The sequence below is a fragment of the Reichenbachiella faecimaris genome (assembly GCF_900176375.1).
Taxonomy (GTDB): domain Bacteria; phylum Bacteroidota; class Bacteroidia; order Cytophagales; family Cyclobacteriaceae; genus Reichenbachiella; species Reichenbachiella faecimaris.
Genome location: NZ_FWYF01000002.1, coordinates 884,291 through 908,642 on the forward strand (window position 1 = coordinate 884,291; position 24,352 = coordinate 908,642).

The 24,352-nt window shown below is 39.8% G+C and carries 15 protein-coding genes; 8 read left to right on the forward strand and 7 right to left on the reverse strand.

Annotation, left to right across the window (positions count from 1 at the left end; all coding sequences use genetic code 11):
• Nucleotides 1–82: 82 nt before the first annotated feature.
• The 5 genes from B9A58_RS11605 to B9A58_RS11625 all read left to right on the forward strand — a co-directional run bounded on the left by B9A58_RS11605 (nucleotide 83) and on the right by B9A58_RS11625 (nucleotide 8,962).
• Nucleotides 83–601, forward strand: coding sequence for an RNA polymerase sigma factor (locus B9A58_RS11605; RefSeq protein ID WP_221407852.1), 519 nt, complete (start codon nucleotides 83–85; stop codon nucleotides 599–601).
• A gap of 65 nt (nucleotides 602–666) precedes the next feature.
• Entirely contained in the window at nucleotides 667–1,647 is a 981-nt protein-coding gene (locus tag B9A58_RS11610; protein ID WP_084373005.1) for a FecR family protein, read from the forward strand.
• Between the two features lie 9 nt (nucleotides 1,648–1,656).
• On the forward strand, nucleotides 1,657–4,575 hold the full coding sequence (locus B9A58_RS11615; RefSeq protein WP_084373006.1) for a TonB-dependent receptor: 2,919 nt from the start codon (nucleotides 1,657–1,659) through the stop codon (nucleotides 4,573–4,575).
• A gap of 121 nt (nucleotides 4,576–4,696) precedes the next feature.
• Entirely contained in the window at nucleotides 4,697–7,585 is a 2,889-nt protein-coding gene (locus tag B9A58_RS11620) for a SusC/RagA family TonB-linked outer membrane protein (protein WP_084373007.1), read from the forward strand.
• A gap of 18 nt (nucleotides 7,586–7,603) precedes the next feature.
• Nucleotides 7,604–8,962: a RagB/SusD family nutrient uptake outer membrane protein gene (locus tag B9A58_RS11625; RefSeq protein ID WP_084373008.1), complete on the forward strand. Its 1,359-nt coding sequence runs from the start codon at nucleotides 7,604–7,606 to the stop codon at nucleotides 8,960–8,962.
• Between the two features lie 85 nt (nucleotides 8,963–9,047).
• Here the strand turns inward: B9A58_RS11625 and sdaAA are convergent, their stop codons facing one another.
• Complete coding sequence (gene sdaAA, locus B9A58_RS11630) at nucleotides 9,048–9,944, reverse strand: L-serine ammonia-lyase, iron-sulfur-dependent, subunit alpha (protein ID WP_084373009.1); 897 nt, start codon at nucleotides 9,942–9,944, stop codon at nucleotides 9,048–9,050.
• Between the two features lie 86 nt (nucleotides 9,945–10,030).
• Entirely contained in the window at nucleotides 10,031–11,482 is a 1,452-nt protein-coding gene (asnS, locus tag B9A58_RS11635) for an asparagine--tRNA ligase (protein WP_084373010.1), read from the reverse strand.
• A gap of 277 nt (nucleotides 11,483–11,759) precedes the next feature.
• Here asnS and B9A58_RS11640 point away from each other — a divergent pair, with 277 nt between their 5' ends.
• Together B9A58_RS11640 and B9A58_RS11645 are read left to right on the forward strand one after the other, a co-directional pair.
• Complete coding sequence (locus B9A58_RS11640; protein WP_084373011.1) at nucleotides 11,760–12,755, forward strand: adenosine kinase; 996 nt, start codon at nucleotides 11,760–11,762, stop codon at nucleotides 12,753–12,755.
• A gap of 88 nt (nucleotides 12,756–12,843) precedes the next feature.
• The gene (locus tag B9A58_RS11645) at nucleotides 12,844–13,251 is read left to right on the forward strand and encodes an OsmC family protein (RefSeq protein WP_084373012.1); all 408 of its coding nucleotides are present in this window, start codon (nucleotides 12,844–12,846) and stop codon (nucleotides 13,249–13,251) included.
• 3 nt (nucleotides 13,252–13,254) lie between these two features.
• On the opposite strand, the gene B9A58_RS11650 is transcribed toward B9A58_RS11645, so the two are convergent.
• The 4 genes from B9A58_RS11650 to B9A58_RS11665 form a co-directional block, all read right to left on the reverse strand.
• Entirely contained in the window at nucleotides 13,255–15,486 is a 2,232-nt protein-coding gene (locus B9A58_RS11650) for a hypothetical protein (protein ID WP_084373013.1), read from the reverse strand.
• A 7-nt stretch (nucleotides 15,487–15,493) separates the two neighbouring features.
• Nucleotides 15,494–17,593, reverse strand: a complete 2,100-nt coding sequence (locus B9A58_RS11655; protein WP_084373014.1) for an OmpA family protein — start codon at nucleotides 17,591–17,593, stop codon at nucleotides 15,494–15,496.
• Nucleotides 17,594–17,598: 5 nt separating this feature from the next.
• Nucleotides 17,599–21,552 (reverse strand): tetratricopeptide repeat protein, encoded by a 3,954-nt coding sequence (locus B9A58_RS11660; protein WP_176214760.1) that lies wholly within the window; start codon nucleotides 21,550–21,552, stop codon nucleotides 17,599–17,601.
• 105 nt (nucleotides 21,553–21,657) lie between these two features.
• A complete protein-coding gene (locus B9A58_RS11665) occupies nucleotides 21,658–22,014 on the reverse strand; it encodes a hypothetical protein (protein WP_084373016.1) in 357 nt (118 codons plus the stop codon).
• Nucleotides 22,015–22,090: 76 nt separating this feature from the next.
• On the opposite strand from B9A58_RS11665, the gene B9A58_RS11670 reads away from it, so the two are divergent.
• The gene (locus B9A58_RS11670) at nucleotides 22,091–23,263 is read left to right on the forward strand and encodes a glycosyltransferase family 4 protein (RefSeq protein WP_084373017.1); all 1,173 of its coding nucleotides are present in this window, start codon (nucleotides 22,091–22,093) and stop codon (nucleotides 23,261–23,263) included.
• On the opposite strand, the gene gldB is transcribed toward B9A58_RS11670, so the two are convergent.
• A complete protein-coding gene (gene gldB, locus B9A58_RS11675; RefSeq protein WP_084373018.1) occupies nucleotides 23,256–24,335 on the reverse strand; it encodes a gliding motility lipoprotein GldB in 1,080 nt (359 codons plus the stop codon). The two genes, B9A58_RS11670 and gldB, sit on opposite strands and share 8 nt — an antisense overlap.
• Between the last annotated feature and the right edge of the window lie 17 nt (nucleotides 24,336–24,352).

Consider the following 24,352-nt stretch of genomic DNA (forward strand, 5'->3'; position numbering starts at 1 on the left):
AAAGCGAAACTCCTGAATTTTATCTATTTTGTGAGGCTAACTCAAAAAATAGATCGTCTTGCCTATTCTGGGAGAACAAAAATTGGTCAAAAAATTAAAGGGCGGGTGTCACCAATCTTTCACTACCCTATTCCATTTGTATGGAAAAAAGTTGTATAACTTTTCTTACAAATACACCCAATCACATGCAGAATCCGAAGAGATTGTTCAAGAAGTTTTCCTCAAAATTTGGAACAAAAGAGATACCATTAATGCGAAGCTTTCTTTTAATGCATTTCTAATAACTATTGCGAAAAATCATATTTTCAATAGAATTAAAAAGGAGGCTAGTCGTAGGCAGTATCGCGAACAAATTGAAAAATCAGATCTTATAACCAACGAAACAGAAAACAAGATTATTTTTTCCGATCTTGAGCAAATAGCTAGAACTAATATTGAAGACCTCCCACCTAAACGGAAGCAGATTTTTTTGCTACGAAGAGACTCAGGCTTATCAGTCAAGGAAATAGCTGACAAACTGGGTATAGCCGAAAGTACAGTTGAAAACCAAATGAATAAGGCGATCAAAACTTTAAAATCTAACCTTTCAAATATTTCGTAAAAAAGAAAAATCAGAGTGGGTGCTGTTGATACCTAAGCTGTATTTAATGTGTAAACTATAAAGGATTGAATTTTTTTAACAAATACAGAGCTTTCAAGGCGGGCCAGCTAACTCAGAAAGAGACTGAGGAGTTTGTGGCATGGATGAATTCTAGAGAAGGGGAGGAAAAGATCTTAGAGGAAATTGAGGAGGATTGGAATTATCTGGATGCTAAAGAGGCTACAGATGAGACGAGATTGGAATCGATTTTTAGTCAGATTAAAGAGGAGACCAAAGAGGAACGTTCACAAAATGCAAGAAATGGCTATTTTTCGAAAATAGCGGCAGCAGTTGCCTTGCTAGTGACATTTGCAGGATTAACATATTTGATTTTTCCTGAGTTACAGACCCTAAACCAACCTCATCGCATTGTCAAATCCAATCCAAGCGGTCAAAAATCTACCCATTTTTTACCAGACGGGAGTAAAGTATTCCTCAATGCTGAGAGTTCCATTAGCTATTCGGCTGATTTTGAGGGTAGCCTTAGAGAGATAGAATTAAAAGGAGAAGCCTATTTTGAAGTGGCTAAAAATCCACAAAAACCATTTGTGGTAAAATCTAAACAGTTTTCGACTACAGCGTTAGGGACCGCATTCAATGTCCGGGCTTATGGAGCAGAAAGCAAACTAGATATTGCCTTGACAGAAGGAAAAATTAAGGTTGATTCTGAAACCTTAGGTGCTGAATACTACCTGAAGCCAGGTGAGCAACTGAGCTATTCATCCCTATCAAAAAAGATCGAAAAAATTCCGTTTGATAAAGATGAAATTACTGGTTGGAAAGATGGACTTATTAAATTCAGTGATGCGAATTACGAGGAAGTAAAAAATAGATTGGGACGATGGTTTGGTGTGAATATTCATAGTAATAAGCAGCCAGCTGAAGATTGGAGGTATACGGGCGTATTTGAGAATCAGTCACTGGAAATGATTCTAGAAGGAATGAAGTTGACAAAAAACTTTGAATATAAAATGGAGCGCAAAAGGGTGGAAATTATGTTTAAATAAATATAGCCTATGCCAAAAACCTCTACCAGACTAATTTTTCTTGGTTTAATATTTTCATATTCCCTATTAGCAGCATCTGGCAGAGAAGGAAAGTATGATAATATTAAAAATACTAAAGTTAGCTTGGTACTGGAGGAAGCCACTATTGTACAAGCTTTTGAGGCAATAGAAAAACTCACACCATTTAGATTTGCCTACGACATTCACGATGTCGATGCGGACGTAAGGATTAACAACCCCAAGCAAACGATTCTTCTCGCAGACTTGCTCCTCAAAATTTCTGAAAAAAGCCAACTAAAATTCAAACAAATAAACAAGACCATCAACGTTTATAAGGTACGAACAAATGTTGATGCAGCTGATGAGCCAAGGAGACACTTCAAAGTATCAGGAAAAATTCTTAATGAAGAAGATGGCTTACCCTTGGCTGGCGTATCTGTGCGTGTTAGCGGATCTCAAATAGGGATCATTTCTGATACTGACGGAAATTTTGAACTGACCATTCCAGGTAAAACGGCAAGGATTTCTATTTCTTATGTTGGCTTTGAAACGATCAAATTAGATGCAGAATCTTCCATGACAAATTTGCATATCGAAATGAAAACTGATTTGCAAAGCCTAAACGATGTAGTTGTTGTAGGGACTCGATTCAACCCAAGGTCAGTTTTAGATTCTCCAGTTCCTATCGACAACATATCCAGCCAGGAGCTGGAAGCCACGGGGCAGTTGACATTGGATCAAATGATCAATTTCAAAATGCAATCCTTCAATGCTTCTCAGCAAACGGTGTCTGATGCAACTGCTCATTTCAACCCTGCAGATCTGCGAGGATTAGGTCCAAGTAGAACGCTTGTTTTGATCAATGGAAAACGAAAAAACCCTAGTGCGCTGGTTTATATCAACGACACGCCAGGAAAGGGAGAAGTAGGAGTAGATATGCAAAGCATTCCTATAGAAGCAGTAGAGCGAGTTGAAATTTTGCGAGATGGCGCCTCGGCTCAATATGGATCTGACGCCATTGCGGGTGTGATCAATATTATATTGAAAGAGGAGGCAGAGCAGACCACGATCAAGGCTTTTTCGGGTATTACTACCAAGGGTGACGGGTTTAACTATGGGTTTAGTGCGAATACTGGATTTGACTTACTGGCTGGTGGTTTTTTGAATATTACGACATCCTACAAACAACAAGAGTATACCAACCGAGCAGGAAAACCTGGTGAAGATAAGTTTTTCGATGAGGAAGGGTTTGAAGAATGGGTGGCAGAAAATCCTGATTTGGGAATGATTGTCGGGCAACCTGATATGAGCACCTTTGATGTGTTTTATAATGCTGAAGTCCCTTTGAATAACCATTCAGAATTGTATTCCTTTGGTGGTATTACCCTCAGGCAAGGTACAAGTTTTGCCCTGTATAGGACCCCTTATTGGGTGCCTGATCCAGATCACATTTTTCACAAAGATGATGAAGTGTATAAAGGATTTCACCCAACTTTTGAAACTGACATCAGTGATAGGACCCTTGGTTTGGGCATTCGAAGTGAAATAAGAGAATGGGACGTGGACATAAGCGCAGTCTCAGGTACCAATACTGTGGCCTATCATATTGGAGAAACCATGAACCCAACTTTGGGTAGGCAATCTCCAACTCGATTTGATGCAGGTGGTTATCAGTTTAGGAATTTGATTAACAATATTGATTTATTCAGGCGTATTGACAATTTTAATATTGGTTTTGGATCAGAATTCAGAACAGAACTTTTTGAAGCTTTTGCAGGTGAAGAGGATTCTTATCAAGGTGGTGGGTCTATCTCCTTTCCTGGTATAAGACCTGCAGATGAGGTAGACGAAAATCGTTTCAATGTGGGTGTTTACACTGACGTAGAGTTTGACAACAAGGTCATCCTCGTGGGAGGCGCTGCCAGATTTGAAAACTATGATGATTTCGGAAAAAACTTCACCTGGAAGTTTAACGCTCGGTACAGACCATTTGGTGAGTTGGTGTCTTTAAGGGCTTCTGCCAGTACTGGCTTTCGAGCACCATCATTGCATCAAATCCATTTGAGCAATGTGCAAACACTGGTGTCTGATGGCACCATATCTAATCAGGGAACATTTAATAATAACAGTCCAATTATTCGTGAACTCGAAGTTCCTAATTTGACGCAAGAAAATTCTTTGAACTTCTCAGGGGGCATAACACTTCAGCCTTTCAGAAAACTGGAGTTTACTTGTGACTATTATGACATACGAGTGAACAACCGAATTTTATTTACAAACGAAATAGGCTCAGACGGAAATCCAAATACGCTTACAGCACTGGAAGACACACTAAAATCGTATAATGTAACCAGTTTGAAGTTTTTTATTAATGCGGCAGATACCAGAACCAAAGGAGTTGATGGCGTATTGAGCTACAAAGAAATCACCCTTGGATCAGGCTTGCTGGATGTCAGTTTTGCAGGAAACCTTACCACAACATCTATTGAAAGCGCCATTAGAACTCCAGATCCATTGGCAGCTTCTGGGAATGAAATATTTAATAGAAAAGAACAGGCAAGAATTTTATCTGCACGACCGTCGAGTAAATTTTTGCTGGCATTGGACTACGGATTAGGAAAACTTTCAACAGGACTGCGTTTCACTCGATTTGGAGAAGTCACATGGAGACATGCTACTGATCCACTGAAAGATCAAACCTATTCTTCCAAAATTATTACTGATATCAGCATCAATTACAAACTGAGTCAACTGGCATCGTTTGGGATCTCCATAAACAATTTGTTGAATGTTTATCCTGATGAGATAGATGCCAAAGGAGACCCATTGACCAATTTGGGCGGGAGGTTTAGATATGCGTGGGAGGTGAATCAATTTGGCTATTTAGGCACTGTCATTTCAGCTAAGCTCAGCGTTAATTTTAAGTAATTCAATTTTATTTTTTTTATAGTAGGTGCTAAGGCGTGATTAATGGTACTATATATACATGGTTGTTATATCCATGTGCTAACGATTGTTAGCTGTATTGTTAAACTCTTAAACCAAACTTATGAAAAAAGTTTACTCAGCATTATTAATAATGCTTATGTTATCGGTTTCTGTAGCCTATGCCCAAAAGACCATTTCGGGTACAGTTACGGATGGTTCGTCTGGCGAAGTGCTCGTTGGGGTGAATGTGATTGTAAAAGGTACTGCAACAGGTACGTTGACAGATTTAGACGGAAACTATCGAATCGAGGTAGCCGACGGGTCTGCATTATTATTTACTTATGTAGGATATGCTACAGCTGAAATTGCTATTGGTGCTGCCAGTACAGTAGATGTGAGCATGACTGTAGATGTAACCAATTTGGAAGAGGTTGTCGTGACTGGTCTTGCTTCCAGCATCAAAAGAAGTAATTTGGCTAATGCTGTAGCAACAGTTTCGGGAGAAGAATTAGTTGGAACGACTAATCAACCTACACTGGATGGCGCTCTGTATGGTAAAATGACTGGTGTAAATATTACTGCCAGTTCTGGTGCTCCAGGAGGAGGTATTGGCGTAAGATTGAGAGGTATATCCTCAATCAAAGGCAATAACCAACCACTTTTCATTATTGATGGAGTTTACCTTAACAACTCTGAAATTCCAAGTGGTGTTAGAAATGCTTCAGGTGCGAACAGAGGCAATGAAGAGAATTCTGCAAATAGAATTGCTGATTTAGATCCTTCTGATATAGAAAGTATTGAAGTGCTAAAAGGAGCATCTGCAGCAGCTATTTATGGTACACGAGCTAATGCAGGAGTTGTAATCATTACAACCAAAACGGGAAAAAGTGGAAGAACAGATGTTAATTTTTCTCAAGACATAGGATTCAGTAAGGTGCAGCGACTCATTGGCTTGAGAAATTGGACTGCTGCCAGCGTGGCTGCGACTTATGATGATGATGAGGCAGCTTTATTTAGTGCGGCAGATCAGCTGTATGATTATGAAGAGGAGATATATGGAGAGACAGGATTAATTACAAATACCAAAATAAGTGTTTCTGGAGGTAATGAAAAAAGCTCTTTCTATTTGGCTGGATCAACCAGAGATGAAGAAGGAATTATCAAAGGAACTGGCTTTGATCGTAACTCGATTAGATTAAATCTAAAGCATAAACTAAGTGATAAGTTGGACATTGCGTTTAATACCAATTATATCAATACCAAAACCAACAGAGGATTTACGGGTAACGAAAATGAAGGAGGACTTTCCTATGGGTACAACTTGGCTTATACAAGACCATGGTACGACCTGCACCCAGATGAATTTGGTAATTATCCAGATAACCCAACTTCATTTGGTAATATGCTACTTGTAAGAGATAAAGCTGAAAATAGCGACGAAGTCAATCGATTTATCACAGGTGCTAAAATCAACTACAACATCATTAAAGAAACCAATACACTTCTTAAATTGACTTTTAATGGGGGTATTGATTACTTTTTGAATGAAACCTATGTCTACGTACCAGAAACCCATCAGGGTCAGGTAGGACAACAAAATGGCTTTGTTGGTGTAGGAAAAAATACCTTCAATAACAGAAACTTTCAATCATTTGTAGTCTTTGATAAGTACTTGAATGGGGGTGCACTTAGATTCAGCACGCAAGCGGGTATTTCATATTTAAAATTTGATCGAAACTTTGTTTACAATCAAGCCACTCAATTGATTCCTGGCCAAACCAGTTTGGAACAAAGTGGAGCCCGCTCGATAGAGCAGACGAGAGAAAATGACGAAGAATTTGGTATTATTTTTCAGGAAGAGGTCAATTGGGACGATAAAGTTATTGGAACAATAGGCATGAGAATGGATAAGTCAAGCCTTAATGGAGACCCCAATAAATATTATAATTTCCTAAAGGCCTCGCTTGCTGTCAACATTGCCAATTTTGATTTCTGGACTTTTGAGCCAATTAGCCAGTTTAAGTTGAGAACAGCATACGGTCAGACAGGTAGCAGTGCTACTTATGGTTCACTTTTTACCAATCTAAATGCAACCAATATTCAGGGAAATGGTGGAACAACCATTGACCCAAAGAGAGGTACCCCAACGCTATTCCCTGAAACTTCATCAGAGATTGAGTTTGGAGCAGATTTAGGGTTCTTGGATGGTAAGGTTGGCTTGGAAGCTACTTATTATATAAGAAAGGTAGAAGACCTGCTTTTTGATAGAAGTACACCTACTTCTTCTGGATTTACATCAGAAGTGCTTAATGAAGCCGATTTAGAAAACAAGGGTATCGAACTAGGCTTATCAGCAAGACCAATTTCAAATGATGCGATTCAGTGGACCACTAATATCAATTGGTGGAAAAACCAATCTACCTTAACCAGGTTGGGTGTTGATCCATTCCCTGCACCAGATAATGGTTTTGGTTTAGGGTTGGGTACATTCTATTTGAGAGAAGGCCATAGAATTACAGCTATTGTACAAAATGATGCGAATGGAGTTGCTACTGATGTGGCTAATACAGAGCCCGATTTTCAAATGTCTTTTATGAATCAATTGACATTTCTAAAAAACTTCGACTTTTCCTTTTTGTTACACTGGAAGAAAGGTGGAGATGCTTTGAACTTATCAGCACTTCTGTTGGATGATGGAGGTATTAACCCTGAGATAGATGGTAGAGGCAGTCAATATAAGGACACTTATATTGAATCAGCAGCTTATGTGAGACTCAGAGAAGTAGCGCTCTATTATAGAGTACCAATGTCCGCACTTGGCTCAGTTAATAAGGTGATTCGTGGAATCAAAGTAGGTATATCAGGCAGAAACCTCTGGACACAAACTGACTATTCTGGCTATGACCCTGAAGTATCAACCAATGGAAGTGGTGTAATATCAAATGGTTTAGATGTAACGCCGTTTCCAAGCACGAAGCAGTTTTACTTTCATTTAAACGTCAATTTTTGATTGAATAAATAAGAAATCATGAAAAAACATATATATAAAATATTCATCTTTCTTTTCATCTTATCAGGATGTGAAATTGATGATCAGGTCAACCCAAACAATCAGTCCCTAGAAGCTGTGTTGTTGGATGCAAAACATGTGGATTTGAATAACCTTGTTACAGGAATTCTGGCAAGAATGAGAGAATCACACGACACCTATGTGACATCATCAGGTACATTGGCTCGCGAGCTTTATTTATTTGATGCTGACCCAAGAAATAGAACTGATTTACTTGGGGCTAACGAGGACCAGACCGTCTTGGATAACAATACTTTTTATACTACTGGTCCGTGGAATGAGAGATACAGGACAATTAAAAACTGTAACATACTGGTGGAAGCAGCAGAAAATGCAAATGAGTCTGTTTCGACCGCAGAACGAAATGGATATATAGCTTTTGCTAATACCATTAAAGCACATCAATTTTTACTACTCATTACGTATTTTAATGATAATGGAATAAGGTTAGATGTGGCAGACCCTGATAATTTGGGTACCATCCAAGGCAAATCCACAGTTTATGGAGAAATCGTATCAATTCTGGATGATGCAGAAACTACTTTGGGAAGTGCAGAATTTGCATTCACATTGACTTCTGGATTTGAGGGGTTTGATACTCCAGCAACTTTTGCCACTTTTAACAATGCTTTAGCAGCTAGAGCTGAGTTATATGCAGGAAATTACGCGAATGCGATAACTGAACTAGGAGGCTCATTCATTGATTTGGCTGGTGATTTGACTGTAGGGCCTAAGATGAGTTTTAGTACTGCTGGTGCGGATATCCTAAATGGGCTCTTTAAGTCTCCAGATCAAAATGGTAATCAGATTGTTGTGAATAATGGCCATATTAATGATGCAGAGACAGGTGACTTGAGAGTGAGCAATAAAATGGCTCCTCGCGTTTCTGCTACTACCTCAAGTGGAGTTGGAGGCACGCACGAGACTCGGTTATATGCGACTAATATTTCTCCTGTTGATATTATCAGAAATGAAGAATTAATCTTAATTCAGGCAGAAGCCATGATAATGAGAAATACAGGTTCTGACTTGGCTGATGCTGTGACAGCATTGGATATTATTAGAAATGCAGCCAACATAGGGCCTTATACAGGGCTAGTTAATCAAACAGATCTAATTGATGAAATGCTACATCAAAGAAGGTATTCTTTATGGGGTGAGGGTCATAGGATGGCAGACTTGAGAAGGTTTGACAGGCTGAATGAAGCTAATGTTCCTGTGGATGTAATTATGGGTGAAGATGAAGATGGCAATGCCATCGTTATTCCTCAGATCGTATTTACAGAATTCCCTATTCCTGCAACAGAACCAGAATAAGCTTGTAACCAATCAGATATTAAAATGCCTTGTCCTTAATGTTTGGACAAGGCATTTTTTATTTCACTGGCCGTTATCACACTTATCACTCATCATCCAGCATATCAATGTCTTGAATCAATACTCTTTTGGAAATGGCCTGTCCGGTTTTTGTGGCAGCTAAGCCACCCATTGCGGTCTCTTTATATCTGGTTTCCATGCTTTGTCCTACCTCGCCCATGGCCTCAGCACATTCGTCAACAGGGATGACGCTGTCTACGTCAGAGAGGGCAATTTGAGCGGAAGAATTGGCAATTGCAGCAGCACTTGCATTTCGTACTACACAGGGCACTTCTACCAAGCCTGCCACAGGATCACAAACCAAGCCTAGCATGCACTGCAAAGTAACAGCCACTGCATTAAATACTTGATCAATGGAGCCACCCAGACAGTACACAATACTACCTGAGGCCATGGCAGCCGCGCTGCCTGTCTCTGCCTGACAACCTCCTACTGCTCCTGCCAGAGATGCTTTTTGCTCCAAAATGAGCGCAATACCAGCGCTAATCAAAAGTGCTTCGTAAATTTTTTGATCTGCTACGGTATGAATTTTTTGCATCGTAGTCAGCACACCTGGAAGGATTCCAGAGGCTCCTGCTGTGGGAGCGGCTACTACACGTCCCATGCATGAATTAACTTCTTTGGCAGCTAGCGCACTTGATATCAGTGTTTGAAATTCTTTGGAAAGGACAATTGTTTTATTCTGGGCTACTTTTTTTGCCCCGTTTTTGATCATACCTGAGTGTGAGGACATGTCTTCAGTCAGTCCTGTCTCCACAGCTTCTTTCATTACCTGATAGGCCTGTCCCAGTCCTGACCAAATAGCTTCCTCAGAAGCTCCTTTTTGCTCAATTTCATATTTCAAGACGGGCTCAAACAATAGGGCACCCTCTTTTTCACAAAGCGCTTTCCAGCCTTTGAAATCTTCGAATAGAAATGACATGATGTTTTGGGTTAAATGTCTTCTAAAGTTACTAAGATTCTTGGCTGCATGTGGTTAGTAACAGCCAAGAATTATTTTCTGTGCGTTTAAAACTCAGCGTTTCCAGGAGTTCTTGGGAAAGGAATCACGTCTCTGATGTTGGTCATACCTGTCACAAAGAGGATCATTCTTTCGAACCCAAGTCCATAACCACTGTGTGGAGCAGAACCAAACTTACGTGTATCCAGATACCACCAAAGTTCTTCTTTAGGCACACCCATTTCATCCATTCTTTGTTCGAGCTTATCCAGCCTTTCTTCACGCTGAGATCCACCAATGATTTCTCCAATACCTGGAAATAAAATATCCATGGCCGCTACGGTTTTGCCATCATCATTTTGACGCATGTAGAAGGCCTTGATGTCTTTTGGGTAATCAGAAAGAATCACAGGTTTCTTGAAGTGCTTTTCTACCAAATATCTTTCGTGTTCCGACTGCAAGTCGGCACCCCAGGCATCAATAAGGTACTTGAATTTCTTCTTCTTGTTTGGCTTGGAATTTCTAAGAATATCAATGGCATCCGTATAAGTGACTCTTTCGAATTTGTTGTCAACCACAAATTTTAAACGATCGATCAGATACAACTCAGGGCGCTCACTTTCCTTCTTGTTTTTATTCTCTTCTACTTCTCTGTCATGCAAGAATTTTAGATCATCCTGACAGTTGTCCAGAGCATATTGCACCAGGTATTGAAGCATTTCTTCGGCCAAGTCTGCATTATCGTCTGCATCAAAAAAGGCCATCTCTGGCTCAATCATCCAGAATTCTGCCAAGTGTCGCGTGGTGTTCGAGTTTTCTGCTCGGAATGTAGGGCCAAAGGTATATATCTGGCCCAAGGCCATAGCAGCCAGCTCACCTTCCAACTGACCTGAAACGGTCAGATTGGTTTCCTTATCAAAGAAGTCTTGCTTATAGTCTATGGCTCCTTCTTCATTCTTGGGAAGGTTATCCATGTCCAAAGAAGTCACTCTAAACGTTTCACCAGCACCTTCAGCATCTGATGCTGTTATTATTGGCGTGTGAATGTTCAAAAACTCTTTATCATTGAAGAACTTGTGTACCGCAAAAATCATGGCGTGACGAATTCTATAAACGGCACCAAAAGTGTTGGTTCTTGGACGTAGGTAAGCGATCTCTCTCAAAAACTCTAAAGAGTGTTTTTTTGGTTGCAATGGATATTTTTCGGGATCGGCTTCTCCCAATATTTCCAACTCCTTTACATGCATTTCTACAGATTGACCTGAACCCTGAGAGGCTACGATATCACCTTTGGCGGCAATACAAGCACCCGTGGTCACCAACTTGAGCAACTCCTCAGCTATCTGGTTAGGGTCTGCCACCAACTGCAAATTATTGATTGTAGAGCCGTCATTTAGGGCAATGAATGCCACATTCTTGTTTTGTCTTTTGGTTCTAACCCACCCTTTCACAAGTAGGCTAGCGCCTACTTCTGCTGTTTTTAAAACCTCTAATACCTTGGTTCGTCTTTCCGTACTCACGTCTCTCTGATTTTTAATTCAATAATTGCCTGATAATGAAGGCAGAGCGCAAAAAAAAAGTATTTTATGTTCCTGTGCAATTTATTTGGAGAGGGAAGTCAGAAGCATGAAGTCTGGATCATGGTTTTAGTCAACTTCCGTCTTCTATCTCCAAAATTCTGGCTGTTTCGCCAATTACTCTAATCCTAACCATAGGCTCTGGTTGTAGTTTTTGAAACAACTATAGGTTCATATAACGAAAAATTCATTCTCTTTGCGCCAAGCAAAACAAGCAATCATGAAGAAGTACGATGTGTATGGAATAGGCAATGCCTTGGTCGATCTAGTGTTCGAAGTTGACGAAAAGTTTCTCTTGGAGCATCAAGTAGAAAAGGGATTGATGACGTTGGTGGAAGAAGACAGACAGAATGAATTGATCAGCGCAATTGACATTGACGAGAACATGATGAAGGGTGGAGGATCGGCGGCCAATACAGTAGTGGCGACCAGTCAGTTTGGTGGCAAGTGCTACTACTCATGTAAAGTGTCGAATGATGAATTTGGTCAATTCTTCCTGAAGGATTTGGCGGCAAATCAGGTCGATACCAAACTAACTAAGGAAACGGCTCCAGAAGGCATCACAGGAAAATGTTTGGTGATGACAACACCAGATGCAGAACGTACGATGAATACTTTCCTGGGAATTACATCAGATTTTTCTGTCCATGAGATAGATGAGGAATCGATCAAACAATCGAAATATATTTATTCTGAAGGTTATTTGGTGCCCTCACCATCTGGTCGTGAAGCCATGCTTAGAGGTATGCAAATTGCACGTGAAAATGGTGTGAAAGTGGCCTTATCTTTTTCTGATCCTAGTATGGTGAAGTTTTTCAGAACTGAAATGCAAGAAGTAGTAGGTGATGGAGTTGATTTTTTATTTTGTAATGAAGAAGAGGCCATGCTTTATACAGAAAAAGACAATTTGCTGGAGGCGAGAGAAGAACTAAAAAAGATTGCCAAACGTTTTGCAATCACTTTGGGTAAAAATGGAGCTACTATTTTTGACGGTGATACCTTCATTGATATAGAGCCCTATCAAGTAGATGCCATAGATTCTAATGGAGCAGGTGATATGTTTGCCGGAGCTTTTATGTTTGGCATTACCAACGGACATTCCTATGCTGAGGCAGGAAAATTGGCTAGTTTGGCTTCTTCCAAAGTAGTAGCCCAGTTCGGACCAAGGTTGGAAACTGCTCAGGCCAAGGAGGTGCTAAACTACCTTTTGGGATAGGTGATCTTCATCATGAAAGAGAAGATTTTAATTTATTAAAACCTTTTCTTTTTTTGTTCTGAATACTTTTGATAAAAATTAATCTAATATGACATCTTCACTTAGTTACAAAGCTGATAGCGAATTTGAAGCAACTAATCAAGTGGGCAATACAGTAGCCATTGATATGCACGCTCAAGATGAAAAAAAGGATCAATCACCTATGGATTTGATGCTTTCAGCAGTAGCGGCATGTGCAGCTGTGGACGTGGTGTCTATGATCAAAAAAAAGCGCAGAACATTTGTGGATTTGAAGGCAGAGACTACGGGTGAACGAGCGGATACTCACCCTAAAAAATTCACTAAAATCCATATCAAATATTTCATCACTTCACCTGATCTCACCGAGAAGGAGGCAGAAAAGGTGATAGACTTAGCAGTGAATAATTATTGTAGTGTGGCCTCATCTTTGGATCCAGCTATTGACTTGACTCATAGTTTTGAGATAATTAGATAGAATTTACTGGAGAGGGCTGCTTACAATGTCTAAGTTTCGGTTGACTACGAAATGCACAAGCTGGTCAGATTTTGTTTCAAAATTTTCTTGAGAAAGATCAGTACTGCCCAGTACATGTATAGAGTGTTCCCCTGATTTAAGAAAATGCGTGGTGCGATAGGGAGTGGTGGTATTCAAAAATCTTTCATTAGACCATTGGCCTGTATTATTCATTTTGATAAGGTAAGAAGCGTATCCATCTTCTACCCTAACAAACTTGCCCGAACTATCCTGAATTCGAGAATAGTTGCCAGTAATCAGATAACCATCTTCCAGTGCTACCACTCCTACCAAATCTCCGACTATTTCTTTTTCGTATTTCCAGAGTAGATCCCCAATCACATTATAATTAGCCAATACTATCTGATTTGATTGCGTCAGGTCTTTGGCTAGATCACGACCATTAAACCCAATCAAGAAAGTGTTGGTCTGTTCTTCGAATTCAATGATTCGAGGAAATTCATCAATAGTCAAATTTCGCACCATCATTTGGCTACCTTCTTCACTATATGCAAAGAGCGTGTTGATTTTGGCTCCACTCTCCATGTGTGTTCCGTTAAGAACAAAAGTACATCCAGCTTGACCGCCAACCATGGCAGCCAGAATTGTATGCGAGTCTGCCTTTATGCTGTCCATTTGTAAGGAAAAATCCTTGTACCAGCGTACAGAATGGTTTGGCTCCACTCTGCAAACGTAGGCAGTAATTAAACTTGATTTATCATCTAAATATATCCCACCCAGATAGGCTGATCCATCAAGATTAGTGGTTTTGTGCATGGTGATTCTTTCTGCTGGTTGGAGAGCATCTAGATTTGGCCTGCTGATATAGTTTGGGATTGATATTCTGCGATATTTTACAGTACTCTGTATAGAATCAGAGGTGTACTTGAGCTGAAGTAGCTGCCGTGTATCAGCCAAGTAGTCAGCAAATTGCTTCTGATTGGTAGTTTTTTCTGTTGAAATCATTTTCTGCAAACCAGCAGTGCCTAAATAATAGTTGTCTATAAATCCCTTATACTTTTGATATGAAAAATCAGTATTTCTGGTTTCCACATGTTGCAAAAGTGTGTCTGATTTTCGAATAGAGCTCAGCAAATAGCCATAGTGACTGATCTGACGTTCTGGTGAGATTTTCATGGTTTCAGTTGATACCTTATTGAGTTGCTCTTGTATGAGCAATTCATGTTTTTTTTCATTGTATAAAAACAAAGGTTCAACAACAGAAATGAGATCATACTTTCTGAGCGTAAACAGAAATTCTTTGTCAACTTCTATAGGTTCTATTTTTCCATTTAATACATCTTCCTCTACTTGATTGATTTTAGCAGAGATGATCTTTTGGTTTTCTACCATCATGGTTCTGAGTGCCGTGATGTTCTGATCGATATAGGCTTTAGTATCATCTACCCACTTGGCATAATTCCATATTGGAATTTGCTGTTGCTTGAGGAAGTTGATTTCTACTGCAAGGCCGTCTAACTTATAGATGTTAATGGGGTCAATTTTTATTTCCTGATAATAACCAATGTCGTACCCGTTGGTTTTTTCTTTATATGCGCTGAAGTATTTTAAACTTTCGTTGTAATTCGACTTTATTTGCTCGAATTCTTCGGACATTTTATCATCATACAATAAATATAGGTCCTTGATAGATGCATGTCGACTGATGATTTTGGTGAAGATTTGGTTGGCCTTGGAATAATGGGTATAGCTCCTGGTGAAGTCATCATAGATGCCAGGCATATTGATCTCAAATGCTTCCATGTCTTGTCTGGCCATAAGTATGGCTTTTGAAATTGAATCAAGAGATACAGTGAATTTGCCTTTGTCATCATAGATGGCAAAGTTGATATATTCTTCCTTGTTCTTTTTCACCTCTTTCTCAGTGATAAATCTCTCGCAATTTTCAAAAGCGGCTTTGGCTAAAGAGATGTTGGCCATGGCTTTTTTGTACCCTGTAATCGGATCGCTTTCTTGAAAGCGTCTGTTGTAAATCAAGCCTAATTGAAGATACATGCTTGGATTTTCAGGATCTGTTTCTATTAGGTTTTCAAGATTAGCAACACCTACTCCAGGCTCATCCTGAAGAATGCCAGGCAATAAATCTTCATATTTTAATTTCCTTTGTGCTTCAATTGTATGTAAGAAGCCTAATTGAAAAATGAATAAAAGAGAAAGTAAAAATGTCCTTTTCATGGTCAACTTAGATTTTCAATATTTTTAGAACGACTCTTCTATTTTTGGCACGGCCTTCGTCTGTGTCGTTCCCCACTAGAGGCTGTGCCTCTCCATACCCCACGGGGGTAAAACGCGCACCTACAATTTCGTTTTCCCTTAAAAATTCTACCACACTTTTCGCTCTTCTATCTGATAAGAGCTTGTTATAGTTGGCAGACCCCACATCGTCAGTATGAGCGGAGATTTCGACCGCCATGGTGGGATTGGCGTACATAAGCCCAACAACACGTAGCAACTCGTCATAAGAGTTTTCAGTAAGCTGATCAGAATTGGATTCAAAAAGAATGTCTTTTAGTGTAAGATTAGTGCCGACAAGCAAAGGTTGGAGTTTCATGTCTACTGCAGCTTCTGTCAAAGTTTCGCCAGTTTCGCTGACAATACCCGTTTCTGTTACATCCAAAACCGTAGTATTGAAGGCGTATCCTTGATCACTTGTTGCTTCTATTTCATAACGATCCCCTACACGGAGCCCAACAGATTCGTTGCCTTCAACTATGATAGTCTCATCCCGATTTCTGTTTCTGATTCGAACTCTGGATCGGACTTTGGAGTTGTTGGTAAGGTCTGCCACATTGATGGTAATTTCTTTTTTCTCTGGAATCAGTTCAATATCCTTTTCAAATGAGGGATACATCATTAAACCAGATGCATCAAAAACAAAATACTCACTTTGAAAATGCTTTTTATCAATAATGATTTCATAAGCCTCTCCTAATGGTAGATCCAATTCAAGCTGCCCGCTGACAGGGTTACTTTCCAAATCCATAAGCATGCTGCGCTGACCTTCCACTTTTACTTTTACAGAAGCGCTAATAGGCTCAAATATTTCTATGTCATAAATATTGAGTATCAGCTTGGCACTTTCGTGCAACTCCACATCATATTCGATTTCGCGATACTCATCCACAGCTGTTAGATCATATTGAGTGGCGTAGGTTGTAAACCCCGCTCTCCGAAATTCTACATTATAGCTACCACCAACTGCAAGCACAAGGCTAAATTTTCCGTCCTTGGCATTGCTACTTAAAAACATCAATTCCTCAGAAGTAAATGCATCCCTAACAATAATTTCGGCTGAAAGGCCTTCATGCGTTTTTCCATTTTTCACATAACCTTGAATCACATTATTGCGAAATTGTTGGAAGCTGGGAGGAATATCCACTTCATAAATATCATTGGTATGGATGTAGTACATCTTATCACCTTGAGCTGCAATACACGGAAATTGATCATTCTCCTCAGAGTTGACGTAGCTCAATGGGACGGGTGTGGTCCAATCACCAGCATCATCCAAAAATGACTGATGGAGATCGTATTTGCCCAGGCCACCCAATCTGTTGGATGAAAATATAAGCGTCCGGTTATCCGCCATGATTCTTGGTGCTTTTTCACAATCTTTATTGATAGGATATGGGAGCTTCGTAGGTCTAGACCATTTTCCTTCTTTGTCAATTTCAGATTTGTAAATGGCGTAGCAAGTTTGACCAGCTGTCAGATCTCTGAGTTCCTCGTCTTCAGGCCCATCATCATTTACCCGAACGAAATAAAGGGTTTTCCCATTTGAAGAAATAGAAGGGAAGCCATCAAACCCAGGCGTATTGATAGGCTCTCCAATATTAATCGGACTGGACCAGCCAAACTCTTCTCTAGTAGAATAGTATATGTCATCTGCCCCTATGCCACCAGAAAACGAGCTAAAGAAGTACATGGTGTTGCCATCAAAGCTGATATTTGGTCCTCCTATTAGGTCGTTGTCACTGCCATAGTTGTTTACGCTGTCCACAGGAATTGGGCTTCCCCAATGTCTGTCCTTATCTAAAAGGGCTTCATACAATTTGTAAGAACCAGTTTGGTTCGACTCAAATATCATGACTTTGCCATCCGCCGAAATGGATGGCGCATATTCAATAGATTCTGTATTAATGTTTTCAACTTTTTTGCTCGTACGCTTATAGTATGCAAGCGAGTCAAAAGTGGGTGTTGAATCCACGTCCTGTCCTTGGGCTACATGAATCATTACAAGAAATGAGCAGGTAAACCACAGCAGGGGATGCAATATTCTCATAGCAATTAATTCCCTAGTATTACAAAAGCGCCCCAATAATAGGGCTGTTTATATTCTTTTTTTAATGATTTGATAGCTTCGTGAAAGGCCTCTTTTTTGGTACTTCCATTCATCCAATGGCTATAAAATCTAGACATTAATTTCTGGGTGGTTTCGTCATTTACTTTCCAGAGGCTCATGATGAGGTTGTCGGCACCAGCCACAATAAATGCTCGCTGAAGACCATAAACGCCCTCTCCATTTTTCACCTCTCCTAAACCTGTCTCACATGCTGACATCACGACCAATTCCGTCTCGTCCAAATTCAGATTCATTGCCTCATAGGCCGTGAGAATGCCGTCTTCGTCGTAAGGGAGTGGTTCGCCTTTAAAGGTTTTGGATGCACCTGCAAGGAGCAATCCTGAACGGAGTAAAGGATTGAAACGAGCCTCTTGTGTTTGAATGCCTTCATTGGCATCTGCCTTAATCGTCATGTCGGACATGAAAAATCCATGGGTTGCAATATGAAGTAATTTCGGATTGTTGATATTTTTCACATTGACTTCATTGGCTTCCGCGGCTTCATATTTTTCATATTTCCAGAAATGCTGATCTAGCGTTTCTGCGATATTATTTATTTCAATCAGAGTACCTGGAAGTGCTGATATGCCCGATTCAAAGCCACGTTCTGCAGATGCAGAGGTAGCGAGCATTTCGCCAGCACCAAGTTCATAATCGGGGAAGCCAAATATAGAAGCTTTACTCGCTTGTGGTGTTTGATTGGATGTGCTGCTCTCTGTCAGCTCCTTGGTATTACTCAATAAGTCAATAGCATATTTGTCAAATACATATTCTTTTTGACCAGGGTCATAAAGGGTGTTGATATTGATCTTGTTGTAGACTCCATCTGAAGACAAATAGATTCTTTTGGTGTCAGTTAAAAATTCATCAATTGGCTCCCAATATTGTCCATACGATCTTGGATTCTCTAGTTTATAGACGATCATATTTTTGTATTGCTTGAAGTATTTGGATTCCATATTCACACCGTCCTCGACTACTACCAGTTGAGGAAACGTACCTGAAGCCCCTGAGAGAATTAGTGCAGCATAATAGATCGAATCATTTTTAGTATTCTTTTTTATTCTCAATATTTCAATGGCTCTTTCCTTGTCTCCAAGTTTCTCTTGAACATCCGCCCAACTAATGGCTTGCTGATCGTATTCCCCTGCAAATGCTGTAGATATTTTTGAAATCTCTTTTTCCAAAGAATTAGTATTTGCCTGCATAGCAGCTAGGTCAATATTATTTCTTTCCAGTTCGTCTTTAGATAGATTAAGACTTTTTACCAGCTCTTCTTTGGATGCTTGCCACTCGTTGAACTTGGCAATGAGCGCCACATTGCCACTGTTCATGATGGTATTTCTAATTTTGTTGCTGGCGTTCAGCAAGAGTGCTTTTGTTTGAAGTTGCAGATCATACAGATCTGCTAGCATCTGATTCATCTGGGTTTGATCTCCGCGATGATGATAGACGAACTCAACAGCAAAATCCTGATAAGCTTCAAAAACAGGCTTTATTTTAGCGTAAAAAGCACTTTTTTCTTCTTCACTGAGTGATGGAAAGTAGTTATTGATACTTTTTAAGTAAGACCTTATCGCTTTTCGGTAATCGTTTTGTGCTCCATCATAGTCCTCAGTCTTCTGTTTGACAGACGCTAACCCATAGTAAGAATAGGCTATGTCAGGATGGTTGGCATTGAGCAATTTGGAACGCAATTCTACCACTTCTTGAAATAGATTTTTGGCTTCTTCAAATTGCTCTTGTTCCTGTTTGAGCACGGCCAAATTATAAAGGGTATTGGCATAAGACGGGTGCTGCTTGCCAAAATTCTTTTCTGCGATTTCTAACGACTCAGTATATAGTTGAGATGCTTTATCATATTCCTCCAGTTCTTCCAGGATCGATGCCAGATTGTGCAAGGTCTTGGAGTACAGGGGGTGTTCTATTCCTAAAATCACTTTGTCAATTTCAAGTGCTTCCTCTAGTTGTAACTTACTTTTCTCCATTTCACCTTCCATATAATTTAGAGAGGCCAAGTTTTCCAGAGCAGAAACGTAGTCAATGTGGTTTTTCCCATAGGAGGATTTAAAAATGCTCAATGCATCCTGCAGCCTTACCCTGGCTGCTTTGGTGTTGCCCATTTTCATATATAAAAGTCCCAGCTCGTTACTGGTGTTGGCATAGTAGATATGTTCCCTGCCCAAGCTATTTTCGTGTGATTTTAGAGATTGAATAAAATACTCCTCTGCTTCCCCGAAATCTCCCATAGCTCTATTGATTACACCAAGATTGCTAAGCGTATATCCCTTGGATACGTCATCAAAATCTTTTGAAGCGGTTTTGGTCTGATGCACAGCTACTAAAATCTCCTTTGATTTGGAATATTTCCCCAGCGTAAGGTACAATACACCCAAGTTTTCGAATGATGACAGGTAAGTGGGGCTTTCTGCTCCAAAAAGCCTTTTTTTAGTTTCCATGGACTGAATCAGCATTTTTTCTGCTAGTGCAAAATCACTGTTTGCCTGTAGGAAGGCCGCATAGTTACCTAGGAAATTGACATATTCTAATTCAGCTATTTGTGACTGAGATTCATAGAATGGTGTGATTTCTTTATAAAGAGCCTCTGCTTTGGAGAGTTGATTCATACTGGTATATAGGGAGGCCAATCGAGCCTTTACATCCATGGTCTCACTTTGATGATGAAGGGCCAGTGGAAGTATTTGTTTCAATGTGTTTTCTGCTTCTGCATATTGACCCATGGCTATTTGTGCTGAAGCTTTTGATTTCAGAAGTGGGACGAGTTGTGGTGTATTGTTTCCGGCCTGAGTGATGGCTTTTTTGCTCGTATCGAGCGCATCTGCATACAAGCCTTTACCAACCTTGATTAAGGCGATTCCATTCATTGCCAGTAAGTAAGGCTTTAGTGCTGTTGTCTCTGACAAGTCAGCGTGTTTTATGATTTTATCAAAAGTAGATTGAGCTAAATCAAAGTTCTCATTCATAAAGTAGATGCTGCCGAGATTTGCCATAGCGATTAGATAGGCTGGATCACTGGGGTCAGGGTTTTTGTCTACTACTTGGGACATCAAGTTCTCAGCCTTTTGGAGTTGTCCAGTTCGCTGGTAAAGAAGAGACAAATTATTTAGAGCAATCAAATAATCTTCATGATCACTGGCACTTAAATTCTCGAATATGCTGATGGCTGCCTCATAATATTTAACCGCATGATTCATCTCACCATTTTCTTCGTATGCAGATGCAATTTTGACTTCAATACTAGCTAATTGCTCTGATGAACCTTGCTCTTTGTAAGCTTCATCTAAGGGAAGAAGCGCCTCAATGGCTTCTTTTGGTTGACCGCTGACCAAACAATAGTCGCCATAGGTATAAAGAATATTTGCATATTCAGGAGATTGTTCTTCAGAACGATCCATGGTGGAAAGGGCCGATTTGAATAGTGGCTGGCATGCTTCCCATTCCAAAAGGTAGTAATGGGTAATGGCTAAATTGCCATCTACTTCTGCTATTTCCAAATCGTCAAGAGTATGAAATTGCAGCAACAAGACTTTAGCTTCTTCTAATGTTTTTTGTGCTAGTTGGAAATTCCCACTGGCAGAGTAGAGCAATCCAATATTATAGAGCGTAATGGCATAATTCTCATCTCCAGTTTTTTGTAGTTTGATCAGTAGTTCTTTTTCTTGAGTTGCGTAGCCCAGACCTTCTTCAAAAGTCCCTTCATCATAGCATATTAGGGCTAATTGACGAAGAATAGGAGCTACGTTTGGGTGATCTGCAGACTCAACCTGCGTGAGTAAATCTAGTGACTTGAGGCAGTTTTCTTTAGCAGCTGTAAGATTGTAGTTATTATAATCATCTACGCTCTGATTGTATAGGCTATGCCAATCCTGCTGTGCCATGGACATAGTGATCGAACCACAAAGAATGATTAAGAAGCAAAAAAATTTCAAGGCGTTCTTCTTTAAAAAGTTAAAATCCTATTTGTGGGTAATGTTGCATTGTCTCTAAAAGAGAATTTCCCAGTCTATACTATATCGTGCAGTTTCTTTATCATTTATTGGTCGCATATCTACTGTATATGGGCCTCCAGGTTTGTCGGGTACTATGTAGGCTGTGCCTAGGAGATCATTTGGAGAAAGCACGTCGTGATCCCAGATTTCTATGGCTGCTTGTTCATTGGCGGCTATGCCTGACAATTCCACCTCTAATTCATGTTTGGTATTGACCCTCACATCTTCATGTTTTTTGTCTTTTGGCCAAATCTTTTTTCCATTGAATTTTAAGAATATGTCGTCAAATTTTTCTTCATCGTTTTGAAAACAATGCAGTGTTTTTAGTCTGACAGTTAGTTTTTCGTTCATACCCAGAGTAATTTAGTAGAAGGTTGCTAATTGAGAATTATACGAAAATAGCAAATTCCAAACGGAAATTTGATCATTGAAAATATTATACATACACCAGTATTTCAAAACGCCTACAGATGGAGGTAGCCTGAGGTCATTCTATTTGGCAAAGGAGCTGGTGAAAAAGGGGCATCATGTGATCATGCTCACTACTCATAACCAACCTTCTAAAGCAAGAGGCTATGTAGAGGGGATAGAAGTTATTTATCTTCCAGTTGAGTATAATAATTTGATGGGTTTTTCTCAAAGAGCAAAAGCTTTTTTGAAATATATGATACTTGCTGCCATTGAGTCTACCAAGTACAGAGGCATTGATCTTTGCTATGTGATGACCACACCACTTTCCACTGGTATAGTTGCCTGGTTCAATAAACTATTTTTGGGCAGGCCCTACATTTTTGAAGTTGGTGATCTCTGGCCTAAAGTTCCAATAGAAATGGGCTTATTGAGAGGCAAATGGAAACAAAAATTGTTGATCTGGCTAGAAGGAATTTTTTATAGAAATGCCAGAGGACTCGTGGGATTGTCGGAGCCTATTACCAGACATCTACAACAGATTGCGCCAAAAGTCCCTGTCGAAACAGTCTTTAATATTTCTGATTGTGAGTGGTTTGTTCCCGCTAAGAAAGAAATTATTTGGATCGAAAAATATAAAGTTCAAAAACAGTTCGTCATTACCTATACAGGCACTTTTGGTTTGGCCAACTGCCTTTCTCAGGTTATAGATTTGGCTAAAGAAGTTAGAGATCTTCCAATTAAATTCATATTAGTTGGAGAGGGCGCAGAGAAAGAAAAAATTAGTGCTCTAGTACAGCAGAATGATTCGAAAAATATTCAAGTCTATGATTCAATGACTAAGTCTCAGCTTTTGGAGGTCGTAAATATCACGGATGCTATGTTGGTGTCTTTTGCTCCTTATGATTCACTCCACACGGGTAGCCCTAATAAGTTTTTTGACGCATTGGCGGCTGGAAAATTGGTCATCACCAATTTTGGAGGGTGGATTGGTGATTTGATTTCAGACGAGCAGTGTGGCTTTTATGCTGAAAAACCATCATCCTTTCGAAAGCAGATTCAGGAGTTTTTAAATAGCCCAGAATTGTTGCAGGTTTATCAATCCAATGCCAGACGTTTGGCAGAGGAAAGGTTTGATCTCAGCATGCAGGCTAAAAAGCAGCAAGAATTTATGACCCAACTTTTCAGTTAGCCTCATTTTTTGGTTTATAATTTGATTGTTGAAAGATTTTATGCGCATTCCTTTCTGCCATCAAATCCGTAAAGGACACCTCTGGGTTTTCTTCCATATATTTTCTTACAATTTGCCAGCCAATCCAAGCACCCACTCTTCCAGGACAGTTTTCACTGATCTCCGCAATATTAGGTCGTTCGCCAATAAATTTATTCTTCAGAAAATGGCTGGTTTCATAAAGCATTTCATTCTCAATGATGTTTGCCCAAATAATCTCTTGATTGGATATGACAGCTTGTAATTCCTCTGTACTGTACCCTATAATCAGTGAATCGGCCTTGCAAGGAAGCGCCTGCTCAACGAAATAATAAGATTTTCCCAGATTAACCATGTCGGCTAGCAAAGTGCCATGCGACTGGTCTGCGAGGTTAAATTCATTGGAAACAAAGCTCAAGAGAATGGGGGAAAGGCTTTCTTTCATGTATCGTTTGACGATATACCTTGGTATGTCATTTGGAAAATACCTTCCGTTCTCCCCAGCAAAATAATCTAGCCCCAGCACAATCAAGGAGTCGGAAATATACATGTCGTTGTAAAAGCCAGTAATTATGGTTTGAATTTTTGGTATTCGTGCCTCTGGATAATGATACTTAATGAATTGATAGGCAGAGGTCAGCTCATCTATGTTTTTACTGAAATCTGAAAAGTACGACTTAGAGTCCGTTATCAAAGTATCAATGGAGGGTTGCCGAAGCAATTTGAACAAGCGTCTGGCCAGTATGGTGTCATTGGGGTATTGACTGGCGTCAAGAAAAAAATCAGCCATCACCCTATTTTCCCGAAAGAACAGAAGCACCTGATCAACGTCCTTGAGGCTAACCAATTTATCCTCAAGTCTTTCCACTTCAATATTTACGGTTATGCCTTTATATTGCTCAACGTGCCCGCAGGTATCACTTTCGCACGAAGCTAGGGTTAGTATTCCGAGAGCACTGACAGATATTATTAGAATAAATTGATAAATTGTTCGCTGCATCAAGTCTATGGACTTTAGATTTGTATTGGATTTAAACCCTAGTTGGGGAATCATTTAAAGAATGACAAAAC